This is a genomic window from Peribacillus sp. YIM B13472 (assembly GCF_042788005.1).
Lineage (GTDB): Bacteria > Bacillota > Bacilli > Bacillales > DSM-1321 > Peribacillus > Peribacillus simplex_E.
Genome location: NZ_JBHZPG010000008.1, coordinates 51123 through 68644, shown reverse-complemented (window position 1 = coordinate 68644; position 17522 = coordinate 51123). Strand labels below are relative to the sequence as shown.

Annotated in this window: 16 protein-coding genes; 12 read left to right on the top strand and 4 right to left on the bottom strand. The window is 44.1% G+C overall.

Translation table 11 applies throughout. The features are described 5' to 3' along the window. Window positions 1-224 precede the first annotated feature (224 nt). A complete protein-coding gene (locus tag ACFX4I_RS08750; RefSeq protein WP_377420080.1) occupies window positions 225-1322 on the bottom strand; it encodes a M24 family metallopeptidase in 1098 nt (365 codons plus the stop codon). Window positions 1323-1441: 119 nt separating this feature from the next. On the opposite strand from ACFX4I_RS08750, the gene ACFX4I_RS08745 reads away from it, so the two are divergent. The 3 genes from ACFX4I_RS08745 to ACFX4I_RS08735 all read left to right on the top strand — a co-directional run bounded on the left by ACFX4I_RS08745 (window position 1442) and on the right by ACFX4I_RS08735 (window position 3880). Then, on the top strand, window positions 1442-2122 hold the full coding sequence (locus tag ACFX4I_RS08745; RefSeq protein ID WP_377420078.1) for a metal-dependent hydrolase: 681 nt from the start codon (window positions 1442-1444) through the stop codon (window positions 2120-2122). 142 nt (window positions 2123-2264) lie between these two features. Then, window positions 2265-2489, top strand: coding sequence for a hypothetical protein (locus tag ACFX4I_RS08740; RefSeq protein ID WP_230301877.1), 225 nt, complete (start codon window positions 2265-2267; stop codon window positions 2487-2489). Window positions 2490-2560: 71 nt separating this feature from the next. Then, window positions 2561-3880, top strand: coding sequence for a DRTGG domain-containing protein (locus ACFX4I_RS08735; RefSeq protein ID WP_137018167.1), 1320 nt, complete (start codon window positions 2561-2563; stop codon window positions 3878-3880). A gap of 27 nt (window positions 3881-3907) precedes the next feature. On the opposite strand, the gene ACFX4I_RS08730 is transcribed toward ACFX4I_RS08735, so the two are convergent. Continuing rightward, window positions 3908-4210 carry a YtpI family protein gene (locus ACFX4I_RS08730; RefSeq protein WP_076364735.1) on the bottom strand — a complete coding sequence of 101 codons (303 nt, stop codon included), beginning with the start codon at window positions 4208-4210 and terminating at the stop codon, window positions 3908-3910. A 168-nt stretch (window positions 4211-4378) separates the two neighbouring features. Here ACFX4I_RS08730 and ACFX4I_RS08725 point away from each other — a divergent pair, with 168 nt between their 5' ends. Further along, window positions 4379-5317, top strand: a complete 939-nt coding sequence (locus tag ACFX4I_RS08725; protein ID WP_377420076.1) for a DHH family phosphoesterase — start codon at window positions 4379-4381, stop codon at window positions 5315-5317. 56 nt (window positions 5318-5373) lie between these two features. Here ACFX4I_RS08725 and ytrI read toward each other — a convergent pair whose 3' ends face one another. Both ytrI and ytrH read right to left on the bottom strand, forming a co-directional pair. Then, window positions 5374-5877: a sporulation membrane protein YtrI gene (gene ytrI, locus ACFX4I_RS08720; protein ID WP_377420074.1), complete on the bottom strand. Its 504-nt coding sequence runs from the start codon at window positions 5875-5877 to the stop codon at window positions 5374-5376. Beyond that, window positions 5874-6209, bottom strand: a complete 336-nt coding sequence (gene ytrH, locus ACFX4I_RS08715) for a sporulation membrane protein YtrH (RefSeq protein WP_098369973.1) — start codon at window positions 6207-6209, stop codon at window positions 5874-5876. The genes ytrI and ytrH overlap by 4 nt, the downstream gene beginning before the upstream one ends. A gap of 182 nt (window positions 6210-6391) precedes the next feature. On the opposite strand from ytrH, the gene dnaE reads away from it, so the two are divergent. From dnaE to ACFX4I_RS08675, 8 genes are all read left to right on the top strand, one after another. Further along, entirely contained in the window at window positions 6392-9751 is a 3360-nt protein-coding gene (gene dnaE, locus ACFX4I_RS08710; RefSeq protein WP_377420072.1) for a DNA polymerase III subunit alpha, read from the top strand. A 112-nt stretch (window positions 9752-9863) separates the two neighbouring features. Beyond that, window positions 9864-11105 (top strand): NADP-dependent malic enzyme, encoded by a 1242-nt coding sequence (gene ystJ, locus ACFX4I_RS08705; RefSeq protein WP_377420070.1) that lies wholly within the window; start codon window positions 9864-9866, stop codon window positions 11103-11105. Between the two features lie 5 nt (window positions 11106-11110). Continuing rightward, entirely contained in the window at window positions 11111-11740 is a 630-nt protein-coding gene (locus ACFX4I_RS08700; RefSeq protein ID WP_230301882.1) for a FadR/GntR family transcriptional regulator, read from the top strand. A 90-nt stretch (window positions 11741-11830) separates the two neighbouring features. Beyond that, window positions 11831-12694, top strand: coding sequence for an acetyl-CoA carboxylase, carboxyltransferase subunit beta (accD, locus tag ACFX4I_RS08695; RefSeq protein ID WP_230301883.1), 864 nt, complete (start codon window positions 11831-11833; stop codon window positions 12692-12694). Further along, entirely contained in the window at window positions 12691-13689 is a 999-nt protein-coding gene (accA, locus tag ACFX4I_RS08690; protein ID WP_377420068.1) for an acetyl-CoA carboxylase carboxyl transferase subunit alpha, read from the top strand. The genes accD and accA overlap by 4 nt, the downstream gene beginning before the upstream one ends. A 279-nt stretch (window positions 13690-13968) precedes the next feature. Further along, on the top strand, window positions 13969-14928 hold the full coding sequence (gene pfkA / locus ACFX4I_RS08685; RefSeq protein WP_377420066.1) for a 6-phosphofructokinase: 960 nt from the start codon (window positions 13969-13971) through the stop codon (window positions 14926-14928). Between the two features lie 96 nt (window positions 14929-15024). Then, window positions 15025-16785 (top strand): pyruvate kinase, encoded by a 1761-nt coding sequence (gene pyk, locus ACFX4I_RS08680; RefSeq protein WP_377420064.1) that lies wholly within the window; start codon window positions 15025-15027, stop codon window positions 16783-16785. An 81-nt stretch (window positions 16786-16866) separates the two neighbouring features. Further along, entirely contained in the window at window positions 16867-17259 is a 393-nt protein-coding gene (locus ACFX4I_RS08675) for an FxsA family protein (protein WP_230301887.1), read from the top strand. Window positions 17260-17522 lie beyond the last annotated feature (263 nt).

The window sequence follows — 17522 nt, the reverse complement described above, 5'->3', positions numbered from 1 at the left end:
ATTTATAACCATTTCAAGCCTTGGCTTTTCTCTTCTATTATAGTGTGGTTATGTCAGGGGTAAATGAATATGAATCAAGGTTCACCACTGAAAGATGGTTAAATGATGATGAAGGAAGAGTTTATCTGGTGCGGACCGATTAGCTGATATGTTGAATAAATACCCCCGTCTTAAATGAAGGCGGGGGTATCCGGGTTTCGATTTATTAAATGGTTAACACATCATTACTTTATGATTTGCAGGCTCTTCGGGAATTTGGTCAAAACTTCACAGCCGGTATCGGTGATCAGTAGATCATCTTCAATCCTGACGCCCGCAACATTTGGAACATATATGCCAGGTTCGATGGTATAAACCATTCCGGATTGAAGTTCGAGGGAATTCGTTTCAGTCAAGGATGGATACTCATGGACGCTGATCCCAAGTCCGTGACCGAGCCTGTGCGGGAAGAATTCACCGTATCCTTTATTCCTGATGATGTTTCTGGCAGTCAAGTCTATCTCGGAACAGGATACACCAGGTTTACTGGCTGCAACGGCCGCTTCTTGTGCTTTAAGTACAGTTTCATATATGTCTGCCTGTTTATCATTGATATCTCCGTAAGCAACCGTTCTAGTGATGTCAGAGCAGTACCCTTCATGAACGACTCCCAGGTCAAAGAGGACAAGGTCGCCGCGCTGAACCTTTGTATTCCCAGGTGTGCCGTGTGGGGAAGCGCCATTTTTACCAGTCAGGACCATGGTGGAGAAAGACATTTGGCTGACTCCGGCCTTTTTCAATTCGAATTCTATCGCTGCAAGGATTTCCATTTCCGTTTTACCTTCATGAATTTCGCTGACACCCACTTCGATCGCAAAGTCGGCAAGTCGGCATGCTTCACGGATTTTGACCATTTCCTCTTCCGATTTGATCATTCGCATCCTCTGAAGTTTTTCTTCTGCGGAAACGAGCTTTGGCGCTCCGAAGTGTTGTTGGACCTTTTCATAACGTTCTACATTCATATGCTCTTTTTCAATGGCCATTTTATTAATGGATAACCCGCGGCTCTCCACTGCTTGCTTAACTTTTTCCCATGGATTTTCAATGTCGGTGTAACCAATGATATCTCCAGCCCATCCAGCCTGTTTAGCATCCGGAACTTCCATCTGCGGGCAGACAAGGAATGGGTCGGCATTTGCAAAAATGGCAAGTGCTAGCAGTCTTTCATGAGGATCACTATAAAAACCGCTCAAATAGAAGATGCTCTCTGTAGATGTAAGTAAAGCGGCTTCAGCCTCGTTGGCCTGTAGCCAATTTTGTAGTTCTGTCAAACGTTCATTCATGACGATACCTCCATTAATAAGATATAATTACCTTAGCAATATTTAAAAGTATAGTAAATGGGAAAGGCCTAAGAAAGCTACATAAAATAATTAGTGGGTATGGGAAGGGAGCATCAAAAATGAAAGTATCTTTTCATGGACATGCAGTTGTAAAAGTCGAAACGAATGGTAAAACGATTTTAATCGATCCATTCATTACTGGAAACGAATTGACGGATTTGAAGGTGGAAGATGTGAAACCGGATGTGATCATCTTAACACATGGCCATAATGACCACGTCGGTGATACGGTTGAATTGGCCAAAAGGCATGATGCACTTGTCATCGGCATTGCAGAGATTGCCGACTACCTGGGTGCTCAAGGGGTCAGGACCCACGGGATGAGCATCGGCGGAGCCTTCGAGTTCGATTTTGGAAAAGTGAAACTGACGCCAGCTTTCCATGGAACGGGATTCAATAACGGAGAGGGGCAAATCATTTATTTAGGGATGCCTGCTGGCGTATTGCTTATGATAGAAGGGAAAACGATCTATCATGCAGGGGATACAGCGGTATTTTCCGATATGAAACTAATCGGGGAGAGACATCCGATTGACTTGGCATTCTTGCCAATCGGCGACAATTTCACAATGGGCCCAGAAGATGCAGCACTTGCTGCGAAATTCCTTCAAGCCAAACAAGTCGTGCCGATTCATTACAATACTTTCCCTGTCATCAAACAGGATCCTGACAAATTCATCGACTTGCTTGAAGAGGGAAATGGACTGATCATGGAAGCCGGGGATGAAATAGAATTTTAATAGGAGCGGGGGCCTGCAGGGGCTTCCGTTTTTTTGTGTAACGTGCGGGCATAGCCGACCGAATTGACTGATCTCCCTGCATCCAAGTCTTTTTTCCTTTCACAGGCATAAAATGAATAGATGAAAAAAAAGGGGGGATTGGATGAAACAGAGATTATTGCTGTGTTTGCTTTTATGCGGTGTGATGCTGTATTATGCCGTGCCGCGTTTGTCGTTGGAAAGTGGCGGTCTGGAGAGTCTGTTTGCTGGAACCTGGCTGTTGTTTGCATTGTTGGCGGTAGCTGGAAACTTGACGGGCATACTATATTCTCCTAAGAAACAAAAGGTAAAACGCAAGCAGGAATACAAAAGGTTGCGCCAATACTAGTAGTTGTTTGATAAACTAGGCTCTTTGACCTTATAATGGAGAATAGGAATACCGTGAAAAGGGTGAAGCGCTTGGCTACAAAGCATGAACAAATATTAAAACATATCGATGGGCTCCCTGTTGGCGAAAAGATTTCCGTCCGTCAAATTGCGAAAGCATTGAATGTTAGTGAAGGTACGGCATACCGGGCAATTAAAGAGGCGGAAAACCAGGGCTACGTGAGCTCGATTGAGCGGGTAGGCACGATCCGTATTGAGAAAAAGAAAAAAGAGAATATTGAAAAGCTCACTTTCGCAGAAGTAGTCAATATTGTTGACGGACAAGTTCTTGGTGGGAAAACGGGACTTCATAAGACATTAAATAAATTCGTCATCGGGGCGATGAAGCTGGATGCCATGATGAGATATACAGGGGCAGGAAACCTGCTGATCGTCGGGAACCGTACACAGGCCCACGAGCACGCGTTAAAAGCAGGTGCAGCGGTGCTGATCACCGGGGGATTCGATACGGAAGAGCCCGTTAAAAGGTTAGCCGATGAATTGGAGATGCCAGTCATCTCAACGAGTTACGATACGTTTACCGTCGCAACGATGATCAATCGGGCAATCTATGACCAATTGATCAAAAAGGAAATCTTGCTGGTGGAGGATATTTTGACACCCGTACAGGAAACGACCTTTTTGACTGTGGGTGACCGGGTTCAGACTTGGCATGAACTGAATCAGGAATCCGGGCATAGCCGTTTCCCTGTTGTCGATGACAATATGAAGGTCCAAGGAATGGTCACATCAAAAGATATTATCGGGCAGGAAGAGCTTACGCTCATTGATAAGGTGATGACGAAAAACCCGATGACCGTAGGCGATAAAATGAGTGTGGCATCTTCTGCACATATGATGGTTTGGGAAGGGATTGAGTTAATCCCGGTCGTGAATGACAGTCATATCCTGAAGGGAATCGTGAGCAGGCAGGATGTGCTGAAGGCACTGCAAATGAGTCAAAGGCAGCCACAGGTCGGCGAAACGATCGACGATACGATCACAAGCCAGCTTGTGATGACTTCGAATCGTGGCAAGGGCGAGGAAGTGTATAACTATGGCGTCACACCGCAGATGACCAATTACCTTGGGACCATTTCAAGCGGTGTGTTCACGACATTGGTCACCGACTCAGCAAACCGTGCACTTCGAAGCTATAAGCGCGGTGACTTGGTCGTGGAAAACATGACGATCTACTTCATCAAGCCAGTCCAGATCGACAGTACGCTTGAAATCCATCCGCGTGTCCTTGATGTAGGACGTAAATTCGGAAAAGTGGATGTCGAGGTGTTTAACCAAGGCAAACTTGTCGGCAAGGCGATGTTGACTTGCCAATTGCTGGACCGATCATGAAAAATAAAAAGGATAATCGAAATCCGATTATCCTTTTTGGTTTGCAGCTTCTTCGATTGCATGCGGCAAATAAAATTTATACATTTTATAGCCGCCCCAAACACTGAATAGGCCAACGAAGATGAAAACGGCAGCAATGATATAGGTGATGGTCGTGTGGAACAGAAAAAGCTGATTGATTCCGAATAGTGCGACAAACGCACCAAGGGCGATGGAAGACTTCCCAGAAATCCACTTTTTCTCCATCGGCATCCTGGTTCGGACCGATTTGATTTTATAAAACAGATAGACCCCTAGTGAAAGAACGATCAAGGTGACAAGAATAGGCATCGTTTGAAATTCCCCCAATTTAACATATGTACCTTTTTATTGTAGCGGGAAATGAAAGAGAATGCCACAGTAAACAAGATGAGTCTTCCTATTTCCCCAATTTTTTGATTAAATGAAATATATCATCTTTATAAAGCTCGATAATACATATGTTAAGGGGAGATCTATATGAAAGCTGAAATATTAGCAGATATAAAGCGTTATGATACTATCATTCTCCATCGTCATGTCCGTCCAGATCCGGACGCTTATGGTTCACAGGGGGGATTGGCGGAAATCCTGAAAGCATCTTTCCCCGAAAAGCGAATTTTTACGGTCGGGAAAGAAGAAGCGTCATTGAATTACTTAAGAAGGCTCGATGTGATTTCGGATGAAACATATCAAGGTGCTCTGGTCATCGTTTGTGATACCGCAAATACGGACCGGATTTGTGATGCAAGGTACACGACGGGTGATAAACTGATTAAGATCGATCATCATCCTAATGAAGATCCATATGGGGATATGCGTTGGGTCGATACATCGGCAAGTTCAACAAGTGAAATGATTTATGAGTTTTACCAGTTCGGTAAAGAACATGGCTTGAAGATGAGTGATGAAGCGGCACGCCTTCTATATGCAGGCATTGTTGGCGATACAGGTCGTTTCCTATTCCAGAATACGACTGAAAAGACATTTGCCTATGCCAGTGAATTGATTAACTATTCGTTCTCCCGCCCGCAGTTATACCAGGAGATGTATGACGTCGAGGAAAGCATAGTACGGTTGAATGGCTATGTGCTGCAGCATTTTGAAATCCTTCCATATGGCACAGGGAAAATGATCATCACAAAAGATATACTTGAACAATTCCAGGCTTCTACATCTGAGGCATCTCAGCTCGTTTCCTCGCTTGGCTCGATTAAAAATGTTAAGTCATGGGTCTTTTTCATTGAAGAAGATAAAGAAATCAGAGTCCGTTTCCGTTCTAAAGGACCGATCATCAATACGATTGCCCGTAAATATAACGGAGGAGGCCACCCGCTTGCAGCAGGGGCTTCGATTCATTCTTGGGATGAAGTGGATAATATCCTTGCCGACATGGAAGAGTTGAATAAATCGGAATGAAAAAAACTTAAAGACCAAATCGTATATGATTTGGTCTTTAAATTTAGTGGATATTATTAAGAAGTAGTCCTTTTTAGTTTGATTTCAATATTCATTTTCGTATAGAACATGATCTCGACGACTTCAAGTCGATAGCGCTTTTTATTGATGGTCACGATCTTATTTTCGATGGATTTTTTCAAAAGCACCTTTCCGTCATAGACACTGGCGACATCTTTGGCAAGAAGAGAGGAAAGGTCGTCCTCGATCACATCCTCGGCTTCTGCAATACTCAGCCGATCCAGACTGTATTTTTCATTCGTTATGGTTACTTCCACTTCCTGAATCGTCAATATCTCCTCGTTTTTCTGGTTCAATTTTTTATAATCCTGTTCCCAAATTGCGATTTTCCCGTTTAAATCCTTGATCACTTCTTTTTGTTCGTGAAGGGTCCGGATCTGCTGCTCCTGCTGGACACCATGCATATAAAAGAAAATCACCCAACTGATCAATCCGCCAAGTGCGGCTCCGGCAAAGAAGCGCTGCCAGGTGGGAGACCGGTGATAGGGAGGAATCCTCATGATGAAATATGCTCCTGCGTGAACCAGTTTATGATCAGTGCTCCTGTCTGTGCTCCGCCAAGTGCAGATAGAATCAATAGGACCTGCTTGACTATATCCTTCGTTTCCCCGTGGAAAATACCGCGTTCGAAATTATAGACCATATCAAAAGTACCCCCGATTGCAGCAACAATCGCCCAAATACGAAGGCTGTCCGACAGTCGGAATACAGTCGTCATCGGGGCTTGTCCAGTAAAAAAAGCGGCGAGGCCCCCGATTATCGAGCCGCCAAGCAATACGCCAAGCGATATGAAAAAGCTGTTGATGAAGGCTGGAACAAAGGCTTCATTCATGTATCATCATCCTTTTTAGCTTGATATTCTTCTATTCTATTTATATGGGACGTGCAGAGGTATTATGATAGTCGCCGGAAATCAGGAAGTTAAATTGCATTGGTAATGAGAACATATTTTCTTTTTTTGAAATAAACACTATAATGAAAAGAAACATGCCTTACAAAGGTGGGAGAAAAAACGTGTATACTCATCTCCATATTCAGAGCGGATACAGCCTGCTGACAAGTACGGTGAAGATCACTGAACTTGTGGCCAAAGCGAAAGCGGATGGCTGTACAAGTCTTGCCTTAACCGATCGAAATGTTATGTACGGTTCGGTCTATTTTTATAAAGAATGCAAGAGACAGGGTATAAAGCCGATCATCGGCATACTTGCGGATGTCCTTGATGAACGGGATTCGCCACATGGACTTCTTTTATTGGCAAAAAGTCTACAAGGATATCAAAACCTGCTAAAAATAAGCAGTGCCATAAAAACGAAATCCCCGTCAGGCATTCCAATGAATTGGCTTAAAGCCTATTCCCGGGGCTTGATAGCAATCACTCCGGGTGCGGAGGGGCAAATAGAAACGCTGTTGAGAGAAGAAAATCCTGAGGAGGCCAAACAGGCAGCGGGGCGATTTCTGCAAATTTTTGGTCAGGATAACTTTTATGTATCCATACAGAGACTTTCGATCGCGAATGAGGAAAAAGGTAACAAAGCCATAAGTCAGTTGGCGAGAGATTTAGAGATAAAGATTGTCGCGACGAATCCAGTCTATTATTTGAACGAAAGCGATGCACTCGCTCAAGAAGTCCTATTGGCAATTGGAAATGGCGACAAGCTGGCGGATGAGACGCATACGGTTCTTGAATCCAATCAATTTTATTTGAAAAGCCGGTCCCAGATGGCAGAACTATTCCATGACAGACCGGATGCACTCGAAAATACAATACATATTGCCGCGCAATGCAATCTGGAAATTCCATTTCACCGTTCACTGCTTCCTAAGTACCCTACTGAAGATGGAGTCACGGCCGAGGAAATGCTCGAAGCCATCTGTTTCCAAGGGCTGAAGAAAAGATTGCCGGAGCCATCCATTCAATATGAAGAGCGCCTGCGATATGAATTGGATATCATCACCAAAATGAAATTCAGCGATTACTTTTTGATCGTTTGGGATTTCATGAAATTCGCTAAGGACCATCAAATCCTGACTGGTCCTGGAAGAGGGTCTGCCGCCGGATCGATGGTCGCTTATGTGCTGTCGATAACGGATGTCGATCCAATCGAACATTCCTTGCTGTTCGAGCGTTTCCTGAATCCGGAACGTGTCTCGATGCCGGATATCGACATTGACTTTCCGGATAACCGCCGTGAAGAAGTGATTGCCTATGTCGCGAAGAAGTACGGGGAACTTCATGTAGCACAAATCATTACATTCGGAACATTGGCTGCCAAGGCTGCGTTAAGGGACACAGGCCGTGTTTTCGGCTTGAATTCAAAGGAACAGGAAGCGGTATCGAAAATGATTCCAGGCCGCCTGGGCATCACGCTTCCCGAGGCTTTCAAGGAATCGAAAAGGCTCAGGGAATTCGTTAATGAGAGTGACCTGAATCAAAAACTTTTTCAAACCGCTTTATTGCTTGAAGGGCTGCCACGCCACGCTTCGACACATGCCGCCGGCGTCGTCATCAGCGATCAGGCACTGACCGAGCATATTCCGATTCAGGGAGGGCATGAAGGCATCCATCTGACTCAATATCCAATGGACCTTCTCGAAGAACTGGGACTTCTTAAAATGGATTTTCTTGGACTCCGCAATTTAACGCTCATCGATAATATTTTGAATAACATCAAAAAGGGAACGGGGAAAAAGCTCGACTTGTCCCATATCCCAATGGATGACCCAGAGACGCTAGCCCTTTTAGGGAGAGGCGAAACAACCGGAGTGTTTCAATTTGAATCGGATGGCATCCGAAAGGTTTTGATCAAGCTGAAACCGAACCGATTCGAGGATATCGTCGCGGTCAATGCCCTATATCGTCCAGGTCCGATGGAAAATATACCGCTGTTCATCGAGCGAAAACATGGTCTGGCTCCGATTGATTACCTGCACGAGGATTTGAAGGATATTCTCGAGCCTACATACGGGGTCATCGTTTATCAAGAACAAATCATGCAAATCGCCTCCCGCTTAGCCGGGTTTTCATTAGGGGAGGCTGACCTGCTCCGTCGTGCCGTTTCGAAGAAGAAGAAGGATGTTCTGGATCAAGAGCGGCAGCATTTCGTGAACGGTTCATTGAATCAAGGATACTCCGAAAAAACGGCAGATGAGATTTATTCCTTGATTGTCCGCTTCGCTAACTATGGATTCAACCGAAGCCATGCGGTGGCGTATAGTTTCATCGCTTATCAGCTGGGTTACTTGAAAACCCACCATCCGGAATATTTCATGGCAGCACTCCTGACATCGGTCGTCGGGAATGATGAAAAGATTTCGCAATATATCCGTGAAGCCAAAAAGAAAGGGATAATGGTTCTGCCTCCCTCGATTAACCGGAGCGGTTACCCGTTTTTACCGGAAAAGGAAGGGATCCGTTATAGCCTTGGAGCCATAAAAGGGATAGGCGGTACGGTCCTAAAAGAAATCTTTGCTGCAAGGAGGCAGAAGAAGTTCGCTGATTTATTCGATTTCTGTTTGCGCGTTTCGGGAAAAATCGTAAATAGAAAAGTGTTGGAGGCGCTTGTTCATTCAGGTGCATTTGATGAATTCGGTGAAGACCGGGCAACATTGTTGGCGAGCTTGGACGTAGCGATCAATCATACGGAATTGGTCAATCCGGATGATGACCTATTCGATATGTTTTCGGATGGCGAGTTTTCACTCAAACCGAAATACAACCGGGTCGAGCCTATCCCTATCGAGCACAAACTCTCATTGGAAAAAAGCGCATTGGGGCTTTATCTATCGAATCATCCGGTGACAAGCTACAGAGAACTTTTTCAGCACTTCGGCTGTTTGACCATAGATGAAGCCACCAATAAAAAGGAATCAAAAGTCTTGCTTGGCGCATACATTACGTCGGTTAAAACCATAAGGACAAAAAAGGGCGATGTGATGGCTTTCTTGAGCGTTAGTGATGAAGAGGGGGATATTGAAGCGGTCGTTTTTCCAAATGTTTATAAAAATCACTCTGCCGACTTGAATCACGGACAACTCGTTATGCTGCAAGGAACATTGGAAGAGCGGGATGGAAAAACACAGCTCCTGATCAGGAACGTATACCCGCTTGAAAAAGTGAAGCAGATGAAAGAGGAAAAAAACGGAACGATATTCCTGAAAATTGAGCCTGGCAAGCAAACGAAGGATACACTGCAAAAAATAAAAAAAATTTTAATGCAGCATAGCGGTGAAACAAAGGTCATGCTTTTTTACGAGAGGGAAAACCGCTATGTACAGCTATCTTATTGGGATTGGGTCAATCCTACAGATAGACTGATGCAGGCATTATTTGACTTGGTTGGAAAAGGGAATGTGGTTTACAAGAAAGAATAACTGTTTTACAACTTTAATAGTTATGTTATATTGAAAACAGGCCGCTGTGGTCTGACCACTAGATTTCAGCATATAAGATATTGGATACCCAATTTGGTTTAGGAGTGAAACTATGACATTAAGAGAAGAAGCATTACATATGCATCGCTTGAATCAAGGAAAATTAGAAACAGTTTCGAAAGTACCGGTAAGGAATGCAGTTGATTTAAGCCTGGCTTATTCTCCTGGTGTCGCAGAACCGTGTAAAGATATTTACGATAAGCCGGAAACCGTTTATGACTATACAATGAAGGGGAATACTGTTGCTGTTATTTCTGATGGAACGGCTGTATTGGGACTTGGAAACATCGGTCCGGAGGCTGCCATGCCGGTTATGGAAGGTAAAGCCGTTCTATTTAAAAGTTTCGCTGGAGTGGACGCTTTCCCAATCTGTTTAAAAACGACGGATGTGGACAAAATTGTAGAGACCGTTAAATTACTCGAACCGACTTTCGGTGGGGTGAACTTAGAGGACATAGCCGCACCAAATTGTTTTGAAATTGAAGAACGACTCAAGAAAGAAATGAATATTCCTGTTTTTCATGATGATCAGCACGGTACAGCCATTGTTACTGTTGCCGGTCTTGTGAACGCGTTACGACTAGTGAATAAATCAATGTCAGAAATTAAAGTGGTAGCGAATGGAGCAGGCGCTGCGGGCATTGCCATCATTAAATTGCTTTATAGCTATGGAGTTCGTGACATCATCATGTGTGATACGAAGGGTGCCATTTATGAGGGCCGTTCGACAGGTATGAATGATACAAAAGAACAAGTGGCGAAAGTGACCAATCGAAATAAGGTTTCAGGACCTTTGGAAACTGTCATTCAAAACGCTGATGTATTTATAGGTGTTTCTGCTGCAGGTGCATTGACCAAAGAAATGGTTTCTTCAATGAACCGGGATGCGATCATTTTCGCGATGGCTAATCCAGATCCGGAAATCATGCCGGAAGATGCAAAAGCGGCAGGTGCCAAGGTTGTTGGAACAGGCCGTTCGGATTTCCCTAATCAGGTCAATAACGTCCTTGCTTTCCCAGGGATTTTCCGTGGTGCCTTAGATGTACGTGCGACTCATATCAATGAAAAAATGAAGGTTGCTGCAGTACAAGCCATTGCCGGTTTAATACAGGAACATGAGTTAAACGAAGACTACGTCATCCCTGCTCCATTTGATGAGAGGGTAGCACCTGCCGTCGCGGCTGCTGTAGCCAAGGCAGCGATGGAAACGGGAGTAGCTAGAATTAATGTAGATCCAGAGGAAATTAAAGAAAAAACAAGGAAATTAGCGATCATTGGAAAAAGTGAGGATTAATTAATTTGGCAGGTCGTACTTCTTCATCCAAAATTTATCTCGATGTCGTTGAGAGCCTACGTACCATGATTGAAGCGGACAGCCTCCTGCCGGGAGATAAAATCCCATCAGAACGGGAGTTATCGGATCGTTTTAATGTTGGCCGTTCCTCTGTCCGTGAAGCATTGCGTGCCTTAGAACTATTAGGGTTAATAGAAACAAGGCGTGGTGAAGGGACGTTTATCAGGGATTTCCAGGAGCATAAGCTAGTCGAGCTTCTGGGAACCTTTTTTTTGCAAGATAAAAAAGTACAAGAAGATTTGTCTGAGACGAAAAGGCTGATTGAAATTGACTGTTTGCGAATCGTCGCCTTTTTCGCTAAGGCTGAGGATATCAAAAGATTAATGGTCTGGGTCAAAGCGGATGAGTTTCATGATGATGATTTCTTCTTAAGAATTGCCATTTTGAATCGCAATCGATTGCTGGAAAGAATTTGGCGCATTGTCAACAGCTATGCTAGAACATCAGAGATGGTACAGGGTAATGTGAAAAAAGAAGATTATCTGGCACTTCTTACATATTTGCTCGAACGTGATGAAGAAAAAGCCATCGAAACTTATCTTATTAGAATTAGAAAGATGTCGAAGGACGAGTGACACCTTTTTACATGATACTAATTTTATTTCTGATATAGTGTGTACCAAGTATCATAAAATAGATAATTGGTGGTAAAGGGAGGATTAAGCTTGCTTAAAGAGCTATTTGCGAAGTCTAAGAAGAAATATGCAACGGTTCCTATAGATCGGGAGAAACAAGATGTACCGGAAGGAATCATGACAAAGTGCACCGGCTGTAAAAAAATCATGTATACAAAAGAATTGGTGAAAAACAAGAAAGTCTGTCTGCATTGCGGGTACCATCATCCGATGTCTTCCCATGAGCGCATCGAATTTTTATTCGACGCAGGCACTTTTAATGAATTTGATAAAGAAATGATTTCAGTTAACCCGCTTGACTTTCCGGATTACCTAGAAAAATTGGAAAAAGATAGAAAGAAAGCCAAGATTAATGAGGCGGTTGTCACAGGAGTGGGAAGCATCAATGGGCACCAAGTTTCAACGGCGATCATGGATTCGAATTTCCGGATGGGAAGCATGGGATCCGTTGTTGGGGAAAAAATTACCCGTGCCATTGAACGTGCAGGTGAATTGAAGATACCGTTCATCATATTTACGGCATCAGGCGGCGCCCGGATGCAGGAGGGTGTTTTAAGCTTGATGCAGATGGCGAAGACAAGTGCGGCACTCAAGATATTCAGCAATGAAGGCGGGCTGATCATATCAATGATGACCCATCCTACCACAGGCGGGGTTTCGGCAAGTTTCGCGTCACTTGGCGATATTAATCTAGCCGAACCTGGAGCCCTCATTGGTTTTGCGGGACGAAGAATCATTGAACAGACGATCCATGAAGAGCTTCCTGAAGATTTCCAAACGGCTGAATTCTTGATGAAGCACGGCCAATTGGATGCGGTCGTCAAACGTACGGAAATGAAGGAAACCTTGACGACGATCCTTAAAATCCATGCCCCGGGCGGTGAATGGTTATGATTTACGAATTAGAGTTCGAGCGTCCCATTACGGACCTTAGAAATAAAATTAAAGAGCTAAAGACCATTTCGAAAGACGCTGATGTAGACCTTACAGCTGAAATCGAAACATTGGAAATGCGGCTGGAGAAGCTGGAAGTGGATATTTATAACCATCTTAAACCGTGGGATCGTGTTCAGATTGCCCGGCATCCAGCCCGTCCGACGACGCTTGATTACATTCCGCTATTATTCAATGACTTCATCGAGTTTCATGGTGATCGTTATTATGGGGATGATGAAGCGATTGTCGCTGGAATCGCAGAATTTGATGGACTTGCCGTGACTGTCATCGGTCATCAGCGAGGTAAGGATACGAAGGAAAACATCCGTCGTAACTTTGGCATGCCCCATCCTGAAGGCTATCGGAAAGCTTTACGTCTGATGAAACAGGCGGAAAAATTCAACCGTCCGATTATTTGTTTCATTGATACGAAGGGAGCTTTCCCTGGTAAAGCTGCTGAAGAGCGCGGGCAAAGTGAAGCCATTGCGAAAAACCTTTTCGAAATGGCAGGGCTGAAGGTGCCGGTCATCTGTATTGTCATCGGTGAAGGCGGAAGCGGCGGTGCATTGGCACTTGGCGTCGGGGACCGAATTTTCATGCTTGAGAACTCAACATATTCGGTAATTTCCCCTGAAGGGGCTGCAGCCTTGCTGTGGAAGGATGCCTCTCAGGCTAAGAGAGCTGCGGAATCGATGAAAATCACGGCTCCCGATTTAAACCGCTTAGGAGTCATCGATGAGATCATTCCTGAAGTGAGGGGCGGCGCCCATCGGGATTCAAATTTACAGGCAGAAGCCATCAAGGATATCCTGAAACGTTCATTCAATGAACTTCTGCCATTGAATAGTGATGATCTTATCAACAAGCGTTATATGAAATTCAAGAAAATCGGTGAATATGAATTTGCAAAACAACCTGAGGGAGAACCTAAGGAAGTTGAACAGCATTCATAAACACATTTACAAAAGGGAAAACGTGCTGCCTGGGGCAACACGTTTTTTCATCCTTTCATGGGCGCATATGTATTCATAACAGAAACGTGTAAAGAATATGGTTTGTGTGTAGAATGTAAACTTTTACGCCATTTTACTTCAATTTCTGATGAGAATCGGTTAGGCTTATAACATCAAGTGAGTATAAGTGAAACAGTTACTGCTTATTGAAGCTTGAAAAAGGGTACAATGATATAACGAGGCTAAAAATTGATTAAGTGCTGTAGAGAGGTGACATTTATGAAAAGAATAGGTGTATTGACAAGTGGAGGAGATTCTCCTGGCATGAATGCGGCAGTCCGAGCGGTTGTCCGGAAAGCAATTTTTCATGAAATTGAGGTCTTCGGAATTTATCATGGCTATCAGGGACTGATAAATGGAAATATAAAGAAGCTTGAACTTGGGTCGGTCGGGGATATCATTCATCGAGGCGGCACGATGTTACATACGGCTCGCTGTCCGGAATTTAAGACGGAGGAAGGCCAGCTGAAAGCGATTGAACAATTGAATAAACTTGGTATCGAGGGCATTGTCATCATTGGTGGCGATGGTTCATACCGCGGAGCGAAAGCTTTAACGGAAAGGGGCTTCCCTTGTATCGGAGTTCCTGGAACGATTGATAATGACATACCGGGTACGGACTTCACGATTGGTTTCGATACGGCCCTTAATACAGTCATCGATGCTATCGATAAAATTCGGGATACGGCCACTTCTCATGAAAGGACTTATGTGATTGAAGTGATGGGAAGAGATGCCGGCGATATTGCGCTTTGGGCTGGATTGGCTGGCGGAGCTGAAACGATTCTTTGTCCTGAATATGAATATGATATAGAAGATCTGATTGGGAAGTTGAACCGCGGACATGACCGTGGGAAAAAGCACAGTATCATCATTGTAGCTGAAGGTGTTGGAAGTGCCGTTGATATCTCCAGGAAAATTGAGGAAAAGGCAGGGTTTGAAACCCGTGTAACGGTCCTTGGCCATGTCCAGCGCGGAGGATCTCCTTCGGCAAATGACCGTGTATTGGCAAGCCGGCTTGGAGCAAAAGCCGTTGAATTGCTTCTTGAAGGAAAAGGAGGCAGGGCTGTCGGGATAGAACAAAATCAACTCGTTGATTATGATATCATCGAAGCTCTTGCTAAACCGCATACAATTGATAAGAAAATGTATGAATTATCTGCTGAGCTATCCATTTAATCATTATTGATCGATAGGAATGTTTAAAGAAGACATAAAACACTGCGCCCCTGTCTTCAAAACAGGCGGCAGTTTTCCTTAAAGGAGGATGACAATATGCGTAAAACCAAGATTGTTTGTACGATTGGCCCCGCAAGTGAAAGTATAGAAAAGCTGGTTCAATTAATAGAGGCGGGGATGAATGTAGCACGGCTTAACTTTTCTCATGGAAATCATGAAGAACATGCCGCTAGAATACGCAATATTAGAGAAGCGAGCGAAAAAGCGGGTAAACAGGTTGCCATCCTGTTGGATACAAAAGGACCTGAAATACGGACAAATAATATGGAAAATGATTCCATAGAGCTTGTAGCCGGCAATGAAATCAATATTTCCATGAATGAAGTCCTGGGAACAACTGAAAAATTCTCCATCACCTATGAAGGGCTTCTGCATGATGTCCACCCAGGATCTAAAATCCTTTTGGATGATGGATTGATTGGGCTTGAAGTGTTGAAGATAGATCAGGTAAGGAAAGAAATCCATACCAAGATCTTGAATAGCGGTACACTTAAGAACAAAAAAGGCGTGAATGTTCCTGGAGTTTCGGTTAACCTGCCTGGCATAACGGAAAAAGATGAACAGGATATCCTTTTTGGAATCGAACAGGGTATCGACTTCATTGCTGCCTCATTTGTACGCAGGGCTTCTGATGTGCTTGAAATAAGTGAATTATTGCAGCAAAATGGAGCGGAACATATTCAAATCATCCCTAAGATCGAAAATCAAGAGGGCGTAGACCGTCTTGATGAAATCTTGGAAGTTTCAGATGGCTTGATGGTAGCGCGCGGAGACTTGGGAGTGGAAATTCCCGCAGAAGAAGTGCCATTAGTCCAAAAACAAATGATCAAAAAATGTAATAATGCTGGGAAACCAGTCATAACGGCTACACAGATGCTTGATTCGATGCAGCGTAATCCAAGGCCGACTCGTGCAGAAGCAAGTGACGTGGCCAATGCCATATTTGATGGAACGGATGCAATCATGCTTTCTGGTGAAACAGCTGCCGGGACCTATCCTGTCGAAGCGGTGCAAACGATGCATAACATTGCTTCACGTGCTGAAACTGCCCTGGATTATCGGGATATATTATCAGTCAGAAGCAAAGTGAACCGCCATAATGTCACTGATGCGATTGGTCAATCCGTTGCCCATACCGCGCTTAATCTTAATGCCGGGGCAATCATCACCCCTACAGAAAGCGGTCATACGGCAAGGATGATTTCCAAATACCGCCCTAAAGCACCGATCATTGCGGTTACATCCAATGATCACGTTTCAAGACGGCTTGCATTGGCTTGGGGAGTCTATCCGCAGATTGGTCCAAAAGCTACGACTACAGATGAAATGCTTCAAACTGCAATAGATGAAAGCTTGCATTCTGGCTTAGTTTCCCATGGGGATTTAGTCGTCATTACAGCCGGTGTGCCTGTAGGTGAAACAGGTACGACTAACTTGATGAAAATTCATGTGTTGGGAGAGGTTCTTTTGAAGGCTCAAGGAATCGGCAGGAAATCAGCGAAAGGTGAAGTGGTTATAGCTAAGAATGCCAAGGAAGCTTTGGAAAAAGTGACGGAAGGCTCTGTATTGGTTACGATCGGTTCTGACCGTGAAATGATGCCGGCGATTGAAAAGTGTGCGGCATTGATTACGGAAGAAGGCGGTTTGACAAGCCATGCAGCTGTTGTAGGAGTTACATTGGGCATACCGGTCATCGTTGGGGCGGAGGACGCGACCAAGGTTTTCAAGGATGGTCAAAGAATAACAGTGGATGCAGGTCGCGGAGTCATTTACGATGGACATGCCAACGTTTTATAAAACGAAATTTTGGCTGATTCCGTGCCGATGAGGTAAGATGGATGTACCGCACCAGAAATGGGCTGTGCAGGAGGAATGTAGATGAAATATTTTTTAATGTTTATCATTGCGATGCCGGTCGTTGAAATTATTGTCCTTTTGCTGTCAGGCAACCTGATTGGTTTTTGGCCAACGCTGTTCCTGATCGTAGCCACAGGTTTGATTGGAGCCTATTTGGCTAAACGGCAAGGGATGGAAACGTGGAAAAAGGCACAGGAACAGATTCGTTACGGAATGATGCCAGGAAATGAAATCATTGATGGAATCTGTATCTTTATCGGAGCTGCACTGTTGCTGTCCCCTGGGCTCATCTCGGATATCCTGGGATTGATCCTTGTGTTTCCGCCAACCCGGAATCTCCTCAAACCGATTGTTATCCGGTTTATCATGAACAGGATGAATAAAGGGAAAGTTACCATCATTCAGCATAAATAATATAAGGCTGTCTAAAGGCTCAAGCTTTTAGGCAGCCTTTTTTGGTCTGGAAAAAAGGTCAACAAAAGCATCCAAGTTTTTTATAGGGTGCTTTTTTGATTAACAAATGGGAGTTTCATTGTTAATCGGATTTTGCCTGTTTCACCATTAAATGATGAATTCCACGAGAATGAAAAAGTGTATGATAACAGGATTTTTAAAGATTAACCTTTCGGAAACATTGGTAAATCAGGCTTCTTCATGCCAAAAAATCTTTTTTTTAG